Source organism: Blastopirellula sediminis (assembly GCF_020966755.1).
Classification (GTDB): Bacteria; Planctomycetota; Planctomycetia; order Pirellulales; family Pirellulaceae; genus Blastopirellula; species Blastopirellula sediminis.
Window position 1 is genome coordinate 2,378,104 of sequence record NZ_JAJKFT010000010.1, and the last position, 16,605, is coordinate 2,394,708.

The 16,605-nt window shown below is 58.2% G+C and carries 18 protein-coding genes, 1 tRNA gene and 2 pseudogenes; 10 read left to right on the forward strand and 11 right to left on the reverse strand.

The window, feature by feature from the left end:
• Positions 1-697 precede the first annotated feature (697 nt).
• Positions 698-973 carry a hypothetical protein gene (locus LOC68_RS21295; RefSeq protein WP_230222482.1) on the reverse strand — a complete coding sequence of 92 codons (276 nt, stop codon included), beginning with the start codon at positions 971-973 and terminating at the stop codon, positions 698-700.
• A 112-nt stretch (positions 974-1,085) separates the two neighbouring features.
• The gene (locus LOC68_RS21300) at positions 1,086-1,685 is read right to left on the reverse strand and encodes a hypothetical protein (protein WP_230222484.1); all 600 of its coding nucleotides are present in this window, start codon (positions 1,683-1,685) and stop codon (positions 1,086-1,088) included.
• 490 nt (positions 1,686-2,175) lie between these two features.
• On the opposite strand from LOC68_RS21300, the gene LOC68_RS21305 reads away from it, so the two are divergent.
• From LOC68_RS21305 to LOC68_RS21315, 3 genes are all read left to right on the forward strand, one after another.
• A complete protein-coding gene (locus LOC68_RS21305) occupies positions 2,176-2,604 on the forward strand; it encodes a hypothetical protein (RefSeq protein WP_230222486.1) in 429 nt (142 codons plus the stop codon).
• A 37-nt stretch (positions 2,605-2,641) separates the two neighbouring features.
• Positions 2,642-3,298: a hypothetical protein gene (locus LOC68_RS21310; RefSeq protein ID WP_230222488.1), complete on the forward strand. Its 657-nt coding sequence runs from the start codon at positions 2,642-2,644 to the stop codon at positions 3,296-3,298.
• A 218-nt stretch (positions 3,299-3,516) separates the two neighbouring features.
• The gene (locus LOC68_RS21315; protein WP_230222490.1) at positions 3,517-6,021 is read left to right on the forward strand and encodes a hypothetical protein; all 2,505 of its coding nucleotides are present in this window, start codon (positions 3,517-3,519) and stop codon (positions 6,019-6,021) included.
• Between the two features lie 3 nt (positions 6,022-6,024).
• On the opposite strand, the gene LOC68_RS21320 is transcribed toward LOC68_RS21315, so the two are convergent.
• The gene (locus tag LOC68_RS21320) at positions 6,025-6,327 is read right to left on the reverse strand and encodes a hypothetical protein (RefSeq protein ID WP_230222492.1); all 303 of its coding nucleotides are present in this window, start codon (positions 6,325-6,327) and stop codon (positions 6,025-6,027) included.
• A gap of 339 nt (positions 6,328-6,666) precedes the next feature.
• Between LOC68_RS21320 and LOC68_RS21325 the strand changes: the two genes are divergently transcribed.
• The 6 genes and pseudogenes from LOC68_RS21325 to LOC68_RS28815 form a co-directional block, all read left to right on the forward strand.
• Positions 6,667-7,029: a hypothetical protein gene (locus LOC68_RS21325; RefSeq protein ID WP_230222494.1), complete on the forward strand. Its 363-nt coding sequence runs from the start codon at positions 6,667-6,669 to the stop codon at positions 7,027-7,029.
• A 96-nt stretch (positions 7,030-7,125) separates the two neighbouring features.
• Complete coding sequence (locus tag LOC68_RS21330) at positions 7,126-7,683, forward strand: tetratricopeptide repeat protein (protein ID WP_230222496.1); 558 nt, start codon at positions 7,126-7,128, stop codon at positions 7,681-7,683.
• The gene (locus LOC68_RS21335) at positions 7,680-8,681 is read left to right on the forward strand and encodes a TerC family protein (protein ID WP_230222497.1); all 1,002 of its coding nucleotides are present in this window, start codon (positions 7,680-7,682) and stop codon (positions 8,679-8,681) included. Before LOC68_RS21330 ends, LOC68_RS21335 begins: the two co-directional genes overlap by 4 nt.
• 3 nt (positions 8,682-8,684) lie before the next feature.
• Complete coding sequence (locus LOC68_RS21340) at positions 8,685-8,927, forward strand: hypothetical protein (RefSeq protein WP_230222499.1); 243 nt, start codon at positions 8,685-8,687, stop codon at positions 8,925-8,927.
• Positions 8,928-9,496: 569 nt separating this feature from the next.
• Positions 9,497-10,135 (forward strand): annotated as a pseudogene (locus LOC68_RS28810) (MMPL family transporter); the annotation flags it as partial.
• 591 nt (positions 10,136-10,726) lie between these two features.
• Positions 10,727-11,323: pseudogene (locus LOC68_RS28815) on the forward strand (MMPL family transporter); the annotation flags it as partial.
• Between the two features lie 163 nt (positions 11,324-11,486).
• Here the strand turns inward: LOC68_RS28815 and LOC68_RS21350 are convergent.
• From LOC68_RS21350 to LOC68_RS21365, 4 genes are all read right to left on the reverse strand, one after another.
• Positions 11,487-11,560: transfer RNA gene (locus LOC68_RS21350), tRNA-Asp, on the reverse strand.
• Positions 11,561-11,827: 267 nt separating this feature from the next.
• On the reverse strand, positions 11,828-12,670 hold the full coding sequence (gene pth2, locus LOC68_RS21355) for an aminoacyl-tRNA hydrolase (protein ID WP_230222503.1): 843 nt from the start codon (positions 12,668-12,670) through the stop codon (positions 11,828-11,830).
• Between the two features lie 42 nt (positions 12,671-12,712).
• A complete protein-coding gene (locus LOC68_RS21360) occupies positions 12,713-13,117 on the reverse strand; it encodes a TM2 domain-containing protein (RefSeq protein WP_230222505.1) in 405 nt (134 codons plus the stop codon).
• 96 nt (positions 13,118-13,213) lie between these two features.
• Positions 13,214-13,426: a putative signal transducing protein gene (locus LOC68_RS21365; protein WP_230222507.1), complete on the reverse strand. Its 213-nt coding sequence runs from the start codon at positions 13,424-13,426 to the stop codon at positions 13,214-13,216.
• 152 nt (positions 13,427-13,578) lie between these two features.
• On the opposite strand from LOC68_RS21365, the gene LOC68_RS21370 reads away from it, so the two are divergent.
• A complete protein-coding gene (locus LOC68_RS21370) occupies positions 13,579-13,860 on the forward strand; it encodes a hypothetical protein (RefSeq protein WP_230222508.1) in 282 nt (93 codons plus the stop codon).
• A 9-nt stretch (positions 13,861-13,869) separates the two neighbouring features.
• On the opposite strand, the gene LOC68_RS21375 is transcribed toward LOC68_RS21370, so the two are convergent.
• The 4 genes from LOC68_RS21375 to LOC68_RS21390 all read right to left on the reverse strand — a co-directional run bounded on the left by LOC68_RS21375 (position 13,870) and on the right by LOC68_RS21390 (position 16,481).
• Positions 13,870-14,319: a hypothetical protein gene (locus LOC68_RS21375; RefSeq protein ID WP_230222510.1), complete on the reverse strand. Its 450-nt coding sequence runs from the start codon at positions 14,317-14,319 to the stop codon at positions 13,870-13,872.
• 195 nt (positions 14,320-14,514) lie between these two features.
• Positions 14,515-15,117 (reverse strand): DUF2500 domain-containing protein, encoded by a 603-nt coding sequence (locus LOC68_RS21380; protein ID WP_230222512.1) that lies wholly within the window; start codon positions 15,115-15,117, stop codon positions 14,515-14,517.
• 24 nt (positions 15,118-15,141) lie between these two features.
• Positions 15,142-15,768, reverse strand: a complete 627-nt coding sequence (locus LOC68_RS21385) for a hypothetical protein (RefSeq protein WP_230222514.1) — start codon at positions 15,766-15,768, stop codon at positions 15,142-15,144.
• Between the two features lie 20 nt (positions 15,769-15,788).
• A complete protein-coding gene (locus LOC68_RS21390) occupies positions 15,789-16,481 on the reverse strand; it encodes a DUF2500 family protein (RefSeq protein WP_230222516.1) in 693 nt (230 codons plus the stop codon).
• Between the last annotated feature and the right edge of the window lie 124 nt (positions 16,482-16,605).

Below are 16,605 nucleotides of genomic sequence, written 5' to 3' on the forward strand. Positions count from 1 at the left end.
GCAAGCGACAAAGTAGCGGCGGAGATTGTGCCGCAGGCGTCGCGAATCGCAAATTGTTTTTTAGGATGTAGGATCACCGATTATTCCGTACCAACTCATCCACCAACCCCAACCGCCCATGCCCATCCCAACCTTCGACGACCTCCGCAGTCCCTGTTTAAACGGTGGGGCGATTCCGCTTGATTTGCTGCAGGACTACATCGAGGCCGGCGAGGATTTGAACTATCGGGATGAGCGGCCGGAGAGTCGGCGTTTGCGGTGGGCGGTTGGGCGCATAAAAAAAGCGCTCTGAGTAGTGACTCAGAGCGTTCTAACTGCGTTGCATGCGACTTGTCGCAGCAAGCGAGGCCGACGGGGCTCGAACCCGCAACCACCGGATCGACAGTCGGACGAGCCGGGTTCACAAATGCCGGAAAACATGGAGGTTATGAACCCCGATTCCGCCGCTTGCACCACAGCTTGCACCAGCGAGGCCGAAAACCAGCAAAATGTCTCCCTCGAAGCTCTCGCCAAGATGTTACTAACGGGCCGGCTGACGGACTCATAGGAGCAAGCCTCTGCTGGCCGCAGGCCGGCAGAGGCCATTCCCTGTTCCCCCTCTATCCGCCAGACCTGCCAAGGACTTCAGGCCGCTTGTAGTAGTCATGTTGGCATGTTTTGGAGTGGCCGGCCTGATCCGTGTTTGTGGCGGAAGCCATCAATCGAAAATCTCCGTCAGCTTCGTCGTCACTGACGAAATCTCCACGTCGGGAGTCCTCATCAGAAGGTTCATCAGTTTTCGATGTAGTTTTTTGGCGGCTTCCGAATCTGGAAACTCGACCTGAATGTGGCAGTTGCAGCCACCATTCGACGCTCGGCCATCCACCTTCAATACGCCTTTGACACCCAAGATCGTCTCTTTCAGCTTCTCCAATTGCCCTTCCCGGTCTGCTTCACCAAGACGAAGATCGAATTGGAAGTCGGTGGTTTTCATCGGCTGTTGCAAAATTGAAAACTCAGAAACTAATTCCAAAAGCTGCCGGAAGACTGCTTGGCTTGGCTCGACTCGTCATCAGCCTTGGCCGCACCTTTTTTCATTCGTTTTTCTAGTCTTCACCCTCGTAGAAGATGCGAAAGTCATCTTGCTGCGAGATGTAATTTCCGAACGTGTAGTCTCCGCCATCGTCCTTGGCGTACGGAATGAAGACTTCAATGGAGTGCCCCTCGGCGTGCTCGACGCAGACCTGAATGGCGTCAACCTTTTCCGTTTTACCGGGAAGGACAACTCGAACGTCCATACAATAGCCGCCTGACCGGATCTCTCCGGCCATAGCCTGCTTGCGCAGTCCACGAAATACGAAATCGAGAATCACGTTAGGGTCGCCGCCGTCTTCATCGACGTAGCCAGCCCCAAGAGCGAGCGAGCCATTCGACTTGATGGAAGCGCCAAAGGGAAGGAAGCCATCGTGCTTTTCAAGTTGTTGTTGGGCGAAATCGGCCAGCGTCCTGAGGATCACAGTCACCTCCTTCTGCGCTTCCGTTTGTTCATTCTTTTCGGGCATTGGGCCTGACTCTCTTATTTCCTTCGTCGACCCAGCCGAATTGATGACGGCTGACTGTTGCATCGAATCATCGGCAGTCTTACCGCAGCCGGCGAGACCGCCGATTGCCAATAGAAGCCCGATTAACAGTTTCAATTTTGTCATGGTTTTGTTCTCGAACGAGGACGCTCCGATTATCGGCGCCTCCTGCGTGAACCGCTAGATAACCCCCGGAAGCCGAGAATATTTGCATAATATATGCAATGGCGAGAAAGACTCTAGATGCGGGAATTGAAATGAAGGGACGAAATGCGATAACTGGTCCCAACAAGTCCTGACGTTTTATCTGCGAAAGGCAAAGTCGCCGCACGCGGAAAGAAACAAAGTCCCATTTTGTATGGATGCGACCCTGATTAGGCGATAGTCGAGGGCCTGCGAGAAGAATACGCCGACTCGCAAGAGTCGCGTGAGAGGCAAGAGGTGTCGCAACATGGCAAGTGCCCGAAGATGTCGCAGGGGCAAGTCCGCTGGCGGATGTTCTTGCGCTTTATTACCGGCTTAGAACTTCGGCGTGAGCGGAGGCTGGGCGAGCGTCGCGGCGGTTGTTGCGACATCGAGTCTCCCCACTAAATCTCAGCAGCAGAAGGAATTTTTCATGACGAACCACGATGACGAGATTGCCAAAGCGGCTGCGCGTTGCGTCGAAATGAGCGAACAGCGTGGCGGGGGCGTGCTCGACTATTCCGAAGCGAGTCTGGCGATCGTTGAGGAAATTCTACAGGAGGTCGTTCCGTTTTGGGGAGGGATGTCTTTCCAGGAACGGGAAATGGTTGGGCGGGACTTGGGTTGCTATTTGCTGGAAGTCGCGCGACGGGAGTTTGGCGGCGAATATCAATGGTCCGAGGAGAACGATCAGCCGGTCTTGGTCGTGGAGCGGACCGATTGTCGAGTCGCTTTGATGACCTTGAACAAAGTCTGCGACCGGGCCGCTGGAGACGAGGCCGACAACATTCCATTCTTTTTCGATGGCTTTGCGTCGCGCGTCCGGGAGGCGAAGCCCGGAACCAACGCACTCTATGTGTGAAACTGCGGACAATCGCTCTTCGCCGAAGGAATCCTCAATGCCCACCATCCAAGAAATCCACGACATCCTCCAGGCGATCCACGGCGATGCGCTCCGTATGACGCCAGAGCCGCAAGAATCGCTGCAAGCGGCGGAGGCTCGGCTGGGGATCGCTTTGCCGGCGGTGTTGCTTGATTACTATCAGCTGACCGCGCACTCGGACCATTGGAATCAGGTTCACAATCGTTTGCTGCGGCCTGATCGGCTGGAGATGCGGGATGGGGCGTTTGTGTTTTATGTCGAGAACCAAGGGGTGACGGTTTGGGGCGTGTTGGAAGAGCATCTCGATTCGCCCGATCCGCCGGTGCATGCGGCGTTCCAGGAAGACGAGCTGGAGTGGGAAGCGGATGACGAAAGTTTGAGCCGCTTTCTGATCAAGATGGCCTACTGGCAAACGGTCAACGGCGGGCTGCCGAACATCGGGCTCGGCACGGCGAGCGAAGGGACCTACCAGCTGGTCGAAGCGCGGTGGCCGCAGTTGTTTCGCGACGAAGGTTATCGGCTCAGCTTCTTTGGGGGCGATGGAGTCGTCGTTTGCCTGTTTGATCAAGAGGATGGGAGCGGCGAAATCCAGGTCGCGACGCGGACGCCGGAGCAACTGCGGGATTTAGAGCATACGCTTGGCGTCGAGTGGGATCTGTTGGAAACGGTCTAGTCGGTCCCGCTTGGCAAGCTGCGCAACTTGGAAGCGGATTGATCTCCTCTGTGCGCAAAGCAGGCACTGGGTGCGCTGGCGGCGAATCGCATTTGTTCTCGCCGATCATTTCTTACCGCGGTCGTCCAAATCGGGGGGAGAATTGGTTGCCCCGTGGCGAATATGTGCCGACAATGCGGCCATAAACTCGATTCGCTGATGGAGAAGGATATTCGCTCATGTCTCATCGCGCTGTTTGGCTGTTCGCCTTGTTAATGTTCGTCGGCTGTTTCGGAAAAAGCGAAACCCAAACGATTCAGATCGAAGACGGAGGAGACGCGCAAACGACGGCGGCGCCGATCGACATCCCGGCGGACAATCCGGCGATTAAGTGGTCGCAGATGGAGTTCGACCAGTTGCCGAAGGTCGTCATTTCCGACGCGCCGGAAACGCTCAAGCCGTTTGCCGGCCAAGAGGATCCAGAGGGGACGCCGGTACCGGAAGAGGTGCAGCAGCTGCTCGCCGCTTATAAGGTGAAAGACTTGGACAAGCTGACCGAGTTGGCGCTCACTTTTCCGCAGAAGAAGATCCGCGAGAGGGCGCTCGAAAAGGTCTACTATCTCCTCTCGGAACGGCCGACCGAAGTCGCCAACGTGCTGCAGGCCGGATTGTTGGATTCCGACCCGGACGTCAGTTTCGAGGTTTTGGCTCGGTATAGTAACAACGCCGAATATTGGGACAAAGAGGCGTTCAAGTCGTCAGTCCCAACGTTGGCGGCGATGTTGGGACCTGGTCAGAAGCATCCCGACGTTGCCGGCAGAATTCTGGGGGAATTTGGCCCCGTCGCGGCGCCGGCGCTGCCGCAACTCTGCTGGGCTGCGGCGCATGACAACTCGGACGCGCTCAAAGCGATCGGCGCGATTGGTCCCGGCGCGAAAGAGACGATTCCGCTGCTGCAGAAACTGACCTGGGAAGAGGATAGCTTCGCCGGCGCCGAAGCGCTCGGGCAATTGCAGGCGAGCGACCTGGTGCTCAAGTTGCTCCAGAGCCAAGACGAGCGGAAGTTGTGGATGGGGATCATCGGGGCGAACCATCTCGAAAAGTTGTCGCCGGAGATGATTACGATTTTGCTGGGGACGGTGGTCCGTGATCATACGTCGATCAGCGCGGAATCGGCCAAGGCGCTTGGCAAGGTGCGTCCGAGTACGCCGGAAATCGCCGCCGCTATTTTGCAGGCTCCGCGGCATGACGTCGCTTGGGCGGACGCTGCGATTTGCCGGACGGTCGCCCAGCTTGATCCTCCGGCTCCGGGGGCGCTGGACTTTTTGAATCGGCGACTCGGCATGGCGACCAGCGACAGCGAACGCGAGTCGGTCCAAGAGGCGATTACCGAATGGAAGTCGATCAACAAGCAGCCGATCGAATCGCTGCTGCAAGACGTCATCGTCGCCCAAGGAGACGTGAGCGATTCGATCAGCGATCAATATGAAGAGTTGTATGAGCCGCTGATCAAAGTGGCGGCTGACAAGGAGCAGCCAAACGAGATCCGGGCGGCGGCGCTGTTGGCGCTGGACTCCGTACAGGAGCGGTTTGACGAAGGACGTTCGGCGAAGATTCAAGAAATCGTCAAGCTCTGCCGCGATTGCCTGGCCGAAAAGCCAGGGCAGCCGCTGTTGGGCGCCGCGGCACATGTGTCTTACAGCCATGGCGCGACCGAAGAAGCCGAACGAGCGATGATTGAAGGGGTGGCGACGCCTGGCTTTTTGAAGCCGCGGCAGGACAACATCCGGGCGATCGGCTACCTGAAGATCGAAGCGGGGCTGCCGACGCTGATCGACCTGATTAACAAGCAGGAGATGGCGGTGATGGAGGACCTGTTGGAAGAGATCGGCGACTTTGGCGAGACGGCGGCCGACGCCGTGCCGGGGATTGTGAAATTGCCGATCGATCCGAGCGATGAAAAGCAGACCGAGTTGTTCAAGAATCAACTCAAGGCGCTGGGCGAAATCGGCGCTCATCCGGAGATTAGCATTCCGTTCTTCAAACAGCGGATGGAAAAGACCGACGAGCGGCTGTGGGAACGGGGCGAAGTATTGGAAGCGTGGGCGGAGGTCGTGGGGAAAAACGACGAGGACCCTACCGAAGTTCTGCAGATGGCCGACGCGATGTTGAAGCAGATGCTGGTCAATCATATGCGGGTGCTACTGGCGCTGAAGGAACTGGGGCCGAAAGCGGCGCCGATGGTCGACACGATCATTTCGTACCTCGATGATAAGACAGTTAATTGGTATGCGTGCGAAGCGATCGAAGCGATCGGTCCCGCCGCCAAAGCGGCCGAGCCAAAGCTGATCCAAGCGGCGAACGAATGGGAATACAAAGGACGCCCGATCCTCGCCTTGGCGGCGATCGGCGCATCGAGTCCGGAATTCGGCCAGTTGGTCGAAGAGAGATTGGCCGACGTCAACAGCCGCACGGCGATGCTGGAAGGGTTATCGAAAATGGGGCCTGCCGCGGCGCCGTATGTTGCGGCAATCGCCAAGACGCTCGACAGCAAGAACGAATACGAGCGAGAAAAAGCGATCAAAACGCTGGGCGCCATCGGCCCCGCCGCAAAATCGGAAGTCGACCGCTTGAAGAAAATGGCCGAGGAAGACGAGAGCTACTCGGTCAAATACGCGGCGAAGGGTGCGGTTGCGGATATTGAAGGAAGAGCGGAGCCGAAGGAAGCGGAAGATGAAGAGTGAACGCTAAGGTTCGACCCGCACGCACTTCCCAAAGATCGACCCGGCCGAGATCCAGCCGTTGATTCGGCCCTTGTTGTTGCCGATCTGGAAACGGGCGCCGTCGATCGCTTTGATCAGGTGGATGTATTGCGTGCCGTTGACTTTGCAGAGGACGATGTCGCCGACCTTCAGCGTGCTCGGATCGACGGGGGCGACGGTGCAGAGTTGGCCGTTTTCGATCTTGCCCGACATTGAATTGCCGCGGGGGCGGAAGGAGACCGTTTCGCCCTGTTTTAGTTTTTCGATGTAGGGGGTCGCCCAGGCCATGGCGGTTCCTCGTGGGATGGGGATGGGGAGCGTATTCCCTTGCTTGCGCTGCGGGCTAGTGAAGAGGGAGCGGGATGGCGCGTGCGAGGTTCGCTGGTTGCCGGTGAGGGCGTCGGTCGCGGAGTGGCGTTTCCTGTCGACTTCGTCGACCCCGAAAGCTGGAGCTTTCGCGGCTAACCTTCTTTCTGACCGCGCTGTTCGAGTTCAGTGCTATCTTCAATTTGCCAAATACCGCTGATTTTTGGGGCGACTTGACGTCGATAAAGAGCGAACGTATTCTTCAAGGAATCAGGGAAACGGTTCGTTTCCTACCATTTTCCGCGTCCGGATCACCCCCCGATGAATCGTCGTCGGCGATTTGTCTTGTTGGCCTTGGTTTTCTCCGCCGTTCTAACGGCGCTGGGGGCTTTTTCGACGCTACGTGCGGAAAAGGTTCCCACGGCAGCTCCGGTTTCAGGCGACGTTTCCTCCTCCTCGGATCAAGCGACCGTCTTACCAGCGGAACTTCCCGGTCAAGGCGCCGCCACCCGGGCGGAGTTTGAGTTTCGACTTGTTTCGCTCATCGAGTTGTCGGTCGCTTTCGCTTCTTCCCTGGAAGTGCCGATCATCGACGGTTGGAGCGTTGCTTCTCCTGCTGCGATCGTCCCAACTGGCGACGCCGCTTCTAGTTTGCAGGTCCTGAAGGTTCGCTGGCAGCTCTAAACCACGCTGCTGCCTGGCGTTCCTTTCATTTCTTTCCTGACCTGTACCCTAATTGCGTCCGGAGCGTTTTCGTGCGCCGGCGCTGGAGATGTTCTTATGAATCGCAAAACCGTTGTGCGCCCGCCCGCTTTCGTGGAAAAGCAAACCGAAGATACGCTGCTTGGAAGAGCCAAGCGATACGTCCGCCAGAAAGACTATGTCGCCGCTCTTCAAATGCTGGGCAACGGCGGGCATGACCCGGAGGTAAAAAACGCCCGCGGCGTTTGCTTGCTGCGTATGGGGCGGTATACCGAAGCGCTGCAGTTCTATCGAGGCATGTTGCTGCGCTCGGGATGCATCGTGATGCGGCCTGAACTGCCGACGTATCTGAAGGCGAATTACGCGACGGCGTTGCTGCTGATCGGCCAGACCGAAGGTTGCGTCCAGACGTTGACCGAGGCGAACGACGACAAGTCCCCGATCGTCATGCGATTGAATCAAAACTTGAAGAGGTGGGAAAAGGGGCTGACGCTGGGACAATGGCTGCTTTTTAAGTTTGGCGCACTCCATTCGCCGCATGCGCTCGTTCCGATCGACTTTCTCCCCGGCGTCTTTGAAGACGGCCTGATCGAAGAGCTTCCGGCCGGCGCCGCGTCGCCAGGAGGCGTCCAATGAGTCCGCTGATCTGGTCCGGGTTTATCTTGCTGGTCGTCGTGCTGGTCTTCTTGGATCTGGGAGTATTCCACCGCGAAGCGCATCGGCCGAGCGTCGGCGAAGCGCTCCTCTGGAGCGGCTTTTGGATTGCGCTGGCGATCGCGTTCGACGGCTTCATCTTTGCGCTGTATGGGGGCCGGCTGGAACCGCTGCTGGCCGATCCCGCTACGGCGATCTCGGGAGGGGACGCCGCGGTGCAGTTTTTGACGGCGTACGTGCTGGAGAAGTCGCTGTCGATCGACAATATCTTTGTGATCGCGCTGATCTTCGCCTACTTTGCGATTCCGCATGAGCGGCAACACCGTTTGCTGTTCTGGGGGATCTTGGGCGCCGTCGTCTTGCGGGGCGTGATGATTGGCCTGGGCGCCGTGCTGTTGGCGCAGTTCGCTTGGATCATCTACGTCTTTGGAGTCCTGTTGCTCGCTTCGGCCGTCAAGTTGCTGGTCGCTCGAGAAGACAAAGTCGCAATCGACGAAAATATTTTCATTTGCTTGCTGCGGCGGTTTTTCCCGATTAGCGAATCGACGTCGAGCGGCGACTTCTGGGTGAAAACTTCGGCCGGGTGGGCGGCGACGCCGATGCTGCTCGCGTTGGTCCTGATTGAGACGAGCGACGTGATGTTTGCGGTCGACTCGATTCCGGCGGTGTTCGCGGTGACGAAGGATCCGTTTCTCGTCTTCACGTCGAACATCTTCGCGATCCTCGGCTTGCGGTCGTTGTATTTCGTGCTGGCAGGGTGCCTGGTCGAGTTTCGTTACCTGAAGTCGAGCCTGGTCTTCGTGCTGGCGTACGTTGGGGTCAAGATGCTGCTGGCGCATCATTTTCCGATTCCGAATCTCGTTTCATTGGCGGTGATCGGCGGAATTCTGGCGGTCGGGATCGTCGCTTCGTTGGTCGATGCGCGGCGCGAAGCGCAATTGGCCGCCGCCGAAGATCGTCGCCGACCGGAGGAGGCGTAGCGGATGTCAAATTCAAGTTCGCTGCGACGACGACTGTCGCACATCCGCCATCTCGTTGCGTTCATGTCGCTTTACTACGCCGACGCATCGCCGGAGTACCGCCGCTTACTGACGCTGTTGCGGCGCGTTAGTCGCATGCGATCGCGAATGCGCATGCGGTCGTTAGCGGCGTCGACCAAGGTCTTCCTGTTCGCCTCGGCCCGCTGCTCGGCGGTTCATCACGTTGCGCTATGGAGAGTCGAATGAAACGGACCATCGCCCAGGCCTTCGCTCGCAGCGCGAAATGGATTGTGCTGCTGTTCGCCGTGGCGGCGCCGCTGGTTTTCTGGGGCGCCGCTCGGACGATTCGGAGCAACTCGAACAAGGTGGCCGACTGGCTGCCTCCGACCTACGCCGAGACCGGCGATCTGCGCTGGTTTCGCGAGCACTTCGTCGCCGACCAGTTTGTGATCATCAGTTGGGAAGGGTGCCGGTTGGGAGACGATCCGGCGCTGCCGGACTCGCAAGGCGACGATCCGCGGATTGAACGGCTTGCCGTTCGTCTCGAGGCGAATGCGGCCGGCGAGGCTAGTTACGTCAAATCCGTAACCACGGGGCGGCGATTGTTGAATCGTCTGACCTCGCCGCCGATGAGCGTGTCGTACGAGACCGCTGTCGCTCGCCTGCAGGGAGGAGTAATTGGCGAAGACGGTCGGCAAACTTGCGTCATCGTTACGCTGGCCGACGACGCGATTCAGAACCTGCGCGAAGTGCTGGGACGAAAAGCGGAGGGAAGGCTGCGACTGCAACGGACGGAAGGGACGCTGTTGGTCGCGATGCGCGAATGCGGCATTGATCCTGGCGCGGCTCATTTCGGCGGCCCGCCGATCGATAACATCGCGATCGACGAAGAAGGGGAACGGACGATGATCCGGTTGGCCGGGCTGGCGGCGTTGTTCGGCCTTGGCCTGGCTTGGTTTTCGCTGCGGAGCGTGCGGCTGACGGCCATTGTCTTCGCCTGCGGCATCTTGAGCGCCGCCGGCAGTTTGGCCGCGGTCAGTTGGACCGGCTCAACCAGCGATGCGATTTTGCTTTCGATGCCGTCGCTCGTCTATGTGCTGGCAATTTCTGGCGCGGTGCATCTGATCAACTACTATCATGCGGCGATCGACGAAGAAGGAATCGCGACTGCGGCGCTGGGAGCGATCGCCCGCGGTTGGAAGCCGGCGCTCCTTTGTTCAGTGACGACGGCGCTTGGTTTGTTATCGCTATATGCGAGCGATCTGACGCCGATTCGCAAGTTTGGGGTCTATTCGGCAGTCGGCGTAATGCAAATGCTGATTGTGCTGTTCCTGTTTTTGCCGGCGGCGCTGCATGTTTGGCCGAGCCGCAATCGGCGGAAGCGGGACGCCGCGTCGCTCGATCATCACGAACCGGTCGGGCTGAATCGCTTCTGGCACGCTTTCGGCAGCTTCATGATTCGCCGGCATGGTTGGGTGACGGCCGGCAGCGTGGCGCTGATTTTGTTTCTTTGCCTGGGACTGTCTCGAACGCAAACGAACGTCGATTTGATGAAATTGTTCGGCAGTCGGGCCCGTATTCTGCAAGATTATCGCTGGCTGGAAACGCATATCGGGCGCCTGGTGCCGATGGAAATCGTCGTCCGCTTCGATCATAGCGCACTGGCGGAAGAAGGTGTGCAGTTCTTCGGTTGCCCCCAGATTTCGCTCTTGGATCGCATGCGGATCATCCAGCAGGTGCAGCAAACGATTGAGCGTAGGTTTGGCGAGTCTGGCGCCGATATCGTCGGTCCCTCGATCGCCGCCACCACTTTTGTGCCGCCGCTGCCAAGCGAGCGGAAAGGAACTTTTGCGCTCGTGCGTCGTACTGCGACCAATTCGCAATTCGAGCAAAGCTATCCGCAATTGTTGGAAAGCGGCTATCTGGCGACGGATCGCAGCACCGGAGACGAATTGTGGCGGATCAGCGTGCGCGTCGCAGCGTTTGAAGACGTCGACTATGGACGGTTCGCCGGCGAGCTGCGCGACGTGGTTGATCCGGTGATCATGGAGCACAGCAATAAGATCGCCTACAGTGCGCAGGTCGAGCCGCAGATCGATTCGGTCTATACCGGCGTGATTCCGATCGTCTACAAGACGCAGCGAGCGTTGCTCCAGAGTTTGGTCGAGAGCACCTGCTGGTCGTTTCTCACAATCACGCCGCTCTTGATGTTCGTGTCGCGCGGCGTGCGGGCCGGCATCGTTACGATGCTGCCAAACGTTCTGCCGATCTTGATCGTCTTTGGCGGAATGGGCTGGCTGAGTCTGCCGATCGATATCGGCTCGATGATGTCGGCTAGCATCGCACTGGGAGTCGCAGTCGACGATACGATTCACTACCTTACCTGGTTCCGTGAGAGTCTCGACCGGACCGGCGATCGTAATGTAGCGATCCTCGCCGCCTATGAGCACTGCGCCACGCCGACGCTGCAAGCGGCGCTGATCAACGGCCTGGGACTTTCAGTCTTCGCCTTCAGCACGTTCACGCCGACGCGGCAATTCGGGACGTTGATGCTGACGATCTTGCTCGCCGGCGTCGTCGCCGAGCTGATTTTGTTACCGGCGCTGCTGGCGGGACCGCTGGGAAGCGTGTTTCAACCGCGGCCGAAAGTGGAATCGCCTCGCAGGTCGAAACCGCACCGCAAACCGACCCGTCGCCGGCAGAATTCGGCGCGGTAGGGATCGGGGAGATCGGCGCATAAAAAAAACGCTCTGAGTGGAAACTCAGAGCGTTTCTATCTGCGTGCATGCGACTTGTCGCAGCAAGCGAGGCCGACGGGGCTCGAACCCGCAACCACCGGATCGACAGTCCGGTACTCTAACCAATTGAGCTACGGCCCCATTTCTGGGATTCCCGGGGAGGCTGGCGATTCGTCAGTTCTCCTGACGGCATCTGGCCCTCGCTGGGAAGTTTTCAAATATAGCTCCAATCCGCTGAGGGACAAGGGGGTCCGATCAGCTTTTCTGAAGCTCTCCAGGCAGGGCGATTGCCCCTACTGGAGTCCCCTATTTTCTCATTTTGCGGCGGAGAATCAAGGGGATGCAGAGGAAGACGCTCCGATAGCCCCAATGGTTCGCCTGTCGGGCCAGAACGCGGTGGATCAGCCGCTACAACAGTTGCAGATGCCCAGTAATCGGGTCGATTTTCTCGGCCGAGTCGGGGCCGATCGCCAGGCAGGTGTGGGTCGGCTGGCCATGAAATTCGGTCCGGCCGCTGTCGGTAATCAGGTGAACTTCAAGCCCCGCCGCTTTGGCGGCGGCGTAAATGTCGAGCAATTCCTGCTCGCTGTTGACCCGGCAGCAGACTTTCGCGAAATGTCCCGAGAGCCATGACTGCTGGGCGGGGCCGAAATCCCGGATCGAGACCGGGCCCTCAAACAGGCGATAGCACAAGAATGCCATCGCAGCGTGGGCGCCTTGGGCGATCTGCTTGCCGCGACGCATCCCCAGGTCGTGCCGCATGACGATCACCTGTTTGACGCGGGTCGTCTCGCCGGTGGCGCTGACCGACGAGTCGAGCGGATGGACGTCGGCCGCAACGAACTCGCGGCGAGCCTCGCGCGATTTCAGCAGCTCGGCCGAATAGTGGTGGAGCAGGGCGCCTTTTTTCAGCAGGTCGGGATTGCGCTGGCAGAAATCTTCGCTACTGACGAAGCTGTCGACGGCCAGCCGCTGGCGGATCAGCTGGGTGTAGGCGACGGTGATCGTCTCGTGATAGCCGGCGTCCGGCGTATCGTCGACGCCGTTCGCTCGGTTGAGGGCCTGGATGCCGCGGCGGATCTTTTCGAGCGCTTCGTCGTAGGGACGTTGCGTCAGATAAAGGTAGGCGATTTGAAAATGGCGGCGGTGAGTCCACTCTTCGCGGGAGATCGCCTGGGCTTCGAAGCGCGCCAGCAAAGCGGCGTCATCTTCGTGACTTCCGCTGGGGGCTGTTTCGTCGCGATCGGTCATGATTCCAAGGCTCCAGGCGTTCCGTTTACGCCTGAAGAGGGATCAAACAGGCGTGCGGTTCACTTCGTCGATTTGGCTGTTCAGCGTCCAGAGGTCATACAACCAGCCGACCAAGAACAATCCGCCGGTCAGAAACCAGATGATCGCGGTAACCCATTTGCCCATGTACAAGCGATGAGCGCCGAGGGTTCCGACCACCGGAATCGCCAACAGGATCCAAGCTACATTGTAGTTCACGCGGCCTGGGGTATAGCGCAGATCGCACGCCCGGTCCATCGACGGTATTAGAAACAAGTCGACGATCCAGCCGATGAAGAAGAGCCCCAGGGTGAAAAACCAGATCGTGCCGGTTATGGGGCGTCCATAGTAAAACCGATGTGCGCCGAAGAATCCGAACAGCCAGCAGATGTAGCCGATCGTCATCGAGTGCGTATTGCCTTGATTCATCCAAAGTCCTTGTTCGAAAACGGGAAAGGCCCTTGGCGAGTCATTCGCTCTGGCGAGAGAAATCTTGTAGGCGAAGAGACGTAAAGTCTTTTCGGACTAGATTTGTTTGTGCGCTTCCAGCAGCTTTTCGGCGGCGTGAGCGAAGCTTTCCGGGACCAGGACGCGGGCCTGGAAGACGCCGGTAAAACCCCCTTGATGGGCGTTTTCGATCGTGCAGGGGATTCCTTCCTCGGCCAGCGCGATTCGGATCACTTCGGCCTGACTTTCGTCGTACGAAGTCATGACTTCGGTCCAGTTGAGGTCGTTCATCGCATCTCTCGCATTTGGGGTGAAGTCCATTCAAGTCCTAATTAAATTATTGTATCCGATTGGCCCCCCTGAGAAGTCGGAACCGGCCGAGAGGCCAAAATCTGGTAAGAAATATCGGTGAGCCCCGATCTTAACAATCGCTGGAGGACCAAATGACGTTAATCGTGACGCTCATTGTGCTGAACATTCCGGTCTATTGGGTCTTTGGTTGGGCGTTGTTCCTAAAGAGCGAAGACGAGCCCGCTTCGTTTTGGGAAATAACCTGGAAGATCTTGTGCGGCATGTCGGGACCGGTTCGAAAGGAGATCATGACCGAGATTGCGCCGGAGTCTGGGGGCGAATTCATGACGCGAGTTTTGTTTTACGCGGCAAGCATCGCGGCGGTCGGCGGCGAGTACTATCTGCTGACGAAGTACGTCTGGCCGGTGGAGTAGCGAAGCGGGCTAAATCGTCACACGGAGAAAGCCGACGACGACTGGGCCGCGGAAAACCAACACGCCCATGTCGTTGACGTTCATCTGTCGGAATAGTTCGTATTCCCAGACGTCCACTTCTTCCTGCTTGCCATCTTCGTGTTCGAAGGTGACGTGATAGTACTGGGATCGCCTACCGGAGGTGCGCTTCGAGAGGATGATCGCGGGCATCTTGATCGCAGAGGAGTTGCGGTACGTCCGAATCGTTTGGACGCTCTTCGCCAACGCATAGGCGAACAGAATTAGGAAACCGCCGAAGAGCGGAAGGCCGATCGCCCAAAACGGCCAGGCCTGAGCCTCCTTCAGCCCAAAATAAATCATTACGCCGATGAAGGCGACGCAGAGCGCGGCCTGGGCGACGGCAAGCAGGTAAAGCCCGAACGGCGAGTAGAGAGCCACCTTCTCCTTGCCGCTCATCACGTTCCGATATCCGCGTGTATTTTTAATGCGGTTAAAGATCTTCGTCCGTGGCTGACCTGGCGCCGGGGTCGTGGCGGACGCCGGCAAGTTCGCGCCGCAACTTTGGCAACGGTCAGCATCGGCCGAGACGTCAGCGCTGCACTTGTCGCACTTCATCGCCATGTTGCCGTAGAGGACGTTGTGATTGAGGAATCGTTACATCGCGACGCGACGAAAGCCGACGGCGACTGGACCGCGGCGAATCAAAACGCCGGCGTCCTCTTCGGCCAGCTTACCGAACAGGCTTTGTTCCCAGATCGGGAATTCGTCCCGCTCCCCACTTTCGTACTCGAACGTCGCGAAGTAGTGAGCAAGGGTTCCCCGTTTGCCGCGCATTTCGACCCGCTTGGAAGTGATGATCGCCGGGACCGGAGTCGCTTCGGCGGAAGCGTACGAGTAGGTCGTCGTACCTGATTTCATCAGCCCAAAGATGCCGATCGCCAGCATGAACAGAGGAAAGACGCACATCGGCCCTGCGACTAGGGCGAAGATGAACGTCATGAAGCCTGCAGCGCAGCAAAAGAAAGCCAAGAAGCCTGTTTGGAAGAAGAGGGCCGTCGGCACGGCAGGCGTATCAAGCCCTTGACCAATCGCCGCCGCTTGGTACTCGGCTGAAGATTTGATCCGCTGGAAGATTTCGCTGCGAGAGGGAACTGGCGCAGACGCCGGAACCAGCGGCGCACGGGGAACGTGCGAACCGCAGAACTCGCAACGTTCTGATTCGGGAGGAATGTCGGCGCTACAGCTTTCGCATTTCATGACGGCTTAGGATAATTGAATTTGTCAGGAGAGAGAACGATAAAGCGTGACGCAACGGAAGTCTGTGGCGACCCGACCGTGGCGAAATAGCACGCCTGCCTCTTGGTTGGCGAGTTGTCGGAATAAACCGGGATCCCAGACCGATAGCTCTTGGCGGCGGCCATCTTCAAATTCAAAGGTCACGAACTGGCAGGTCACCTGCTTTTGTCTCCCTCGTACTTCTTGTCGTTTGTTCACGACGATCGCCGGCGACATCTGTGCTAACGACTTTGGAGCGGTTGGAATTGGCGGAAGCTTGGCGGTCATCGCCAGGCCCAGGATCACCACAATCGCCAGGATCGCAATCGGGATCACGAAGTAAGGTCCGATCGCGAACGCCAAATAGATGAGGAAGGCGACGAAATAATAGCAGTACGTCACTGGAGACAACACGCGGCGCCATTCTTCCTGCCGATTCGGCGGACGTTTGCGGCGACGATTCTGCGCGAGATCGCTGAACTGGGGTGAGTTTTTGATGCAGGCGAAAATCTGCTCGCGAAGACCAACATTCCGCTGTCCGATCGATGGCGACTCCTGTTCGACGTACGAACCGCAGTACTCGCATTGAAGCGAGTGGGGAGCGACGTCGGCGCTGCAACTTGCACATTTCATGAGAATCGACCTCCGCCGATTCAAACAGTTACCAGGTCAAAGTCGGCCGCGTAGTCGGCGCGGGAAAAGAGGACCCCGGCGTCTTGCTCGGCGATGCGTCCGTACATGGTGTCGTACCAGAGAGCGTACTCTTTCCGCTGGCCATCTTCCAATTCAAACGTGACGAAGTATTGCGTTCGCGCCGATTCGCCCCAGACATGCGTCCGCTTGGCGATCGCGATCGCCGGTTGGACTTCGACCGGGGCTTTTTCGAGCTCTTCCTGTTTCTTGAAGATGGCGGAGAAAACGTGGTTGCCAAAACTTCGGACGACGATTCCCAGCGTCATGCTGACGAACAGCATGAACAAGATCAGCCCGCCGACGAGGAGCAAGCCGATTGGCAGTGCTGACGACGGACTGAGCGACGATCCGGCGAACATGATAAAGCCGAACAAGAGAACGAAGCCAATCGGCACGACGATCGCCATCGCGATTTTGCCGACCAAGAGGTAGGAGAAAACGTTGAACAGCGTTTTCGAGGCGGTGCTTGGCTTCGGCACCTTGGCGATTCGCTCGGGAGTTTGTCCCTCCAAGAACTGCGGCGAAGCTTTGATGCGCGCAAAGATCTCGGCGCGGCTTTGCCGTTGCGGCATGGGGAGTTCAAACTGGCCCCCGCAGTAATGGCAAAACCGGGCTTCGGCCGGCGAATCGGCGCCACAGCTCGTGCACTTCAAGGAAACTCTTCTCCGTCGTCCCCAGGTGATATTCTTCGTGAATTCGTCATCGTATTCGCTGGCGGCGGAGAAATCTTGGCCCCTGGGGCGGAATTTGCCAGCTCCAAAGCGGACATTTCGCCCT